General features: G+C 71.2%; 1 protein-coding gene. It reads right to left on the bottom strand.

The window, feature by feature from the left end; translation table 11 throughout:
- Positions 1-106: 106 nt before the first annotated feature.
- Positions 107-1,272 (bottom strand): IS701 family transposase (locus FLW16_RS42835; RefSeq protein ID WP_142566709.1); only part of this gene is annotated, 1,166 nt, incomplete at its 5' end.

Raw genomic sequence — 1,272 nt, 5'->3', positions numbered from 1 at the left:
AGTAGTGCTTTGTTAGGTGCTCAGGGTGGGCGCTGTGAGCAGGTGGGGCAGCGGCCGGTCCAGGTGGCCAGGAGTATCTGGAGTTCTTTGAGGATCGTGTAGAGGGTCAGGCCGCGGCTTTTGGGTCATGCAGGCGCAGTTCGGTGCAGAACAGGTGGGCGGCGGTGACCAGGGTGACGTGGCGGTGCCAGCCGATCCAGGAGCGGCCTTCGAAGTGGTCCAGGCCCAGGCCAGTCTTCAGTTCGCGGTAGTCGTGCTCGATCCGCCAGCGGATCTTTGCCAGGGCGACCAGAGTGGCGGCCGGGGTGCCGGCGGGCAGGTCGGTCAGCCAGTACTTGACCGGCTCGGCCTCGCCGGCGGGCCATTGCGCGATCAGGAGGCTGACGGGCAGTGTCCCGTCGGCTGCGGGGTGGGGCCGGCGTCCGGCGACGCGGACGGGCAGGACGACGAACTGGGAGGTCATGGCTCCTTTGGAGCCGGCGCGGCAGGTCACCGTCAGCGCCGCCTGCTGGCCGGCGGCCAGCACGTGCTCGCGCAGGCTGATCGGTTTGTCTGGGTAGCGGTGCGGCCGGGGCGGGCGCCCCCTGCCCGAGTACGCGACCGGGTCGGGTTCGCCGGTGGCGTGGTGGGCGGTGACAGCGCCTTTGACCTGCACCACATAGTGCAAGCCGCGCTCGGACAGGGCTGCCCGCAGGTGGGCGTTGTCGCCGTAGGCGGCATCGGCCACGACCAGCGGCGGCGCAAGGCCCCATGCGGCCAGCTCATCGAGCATCTCCACCGCGAGTTGCCACTTTGGGCGGTGGCCCTGGTCGGCGGGGATGGCGCAGCGGGTGCGGCGCGCGGTGACCTGTGCGGCGGCGGCCTCGTCGTCGCCGGTGTGTGCGGGGTCCCAGGAGGGTGGCAGGAACAGGCGCCAGTTCAGCGGGCAGGAGGCGGCGTCGGTGACGGCGTGGACGCTGACGCCGATCTGGCAGTTGCCGACCTTGCCCAGGGTGCCGGAGTACTGCCGGGCCACCCCGGGTGAGGCGATGCCGTCCTTGGGGAAGCCGGTGTCGTCGATCACCCAGGCCACCGGGGCGATGGCGGCGACAGCGCGGGCTGCCAGGTGGCGGCGTACTTGGGTGAGGTCCCAGGTGGAGGAGGTGAGGAACTGCTGCAGTCCTTGGTGGTCCACGCCCAGGCGTTCGGCCATCGGCTGCATCGACTTGCGGCGGCCGTCCAGCAGCAGGCCCCGCAGGTAGGTCAGCCCTTTGGCCCGCTGATCCCGGCGGG

It is taken from the genome of Microbispora sp. KK1-11, from assembly GCF_006874435.1.
GTDB lineage: Bacteria > Actinomycetota > Actinomycetes > Streptosporangiales > Streptosporangiaceae > Microbispora > Microbispora catharanthi.
Note: the sequence above shows the minus strand (reverse complement) of the source record. Positions and strands in the feature narration are given on the sequence as shown.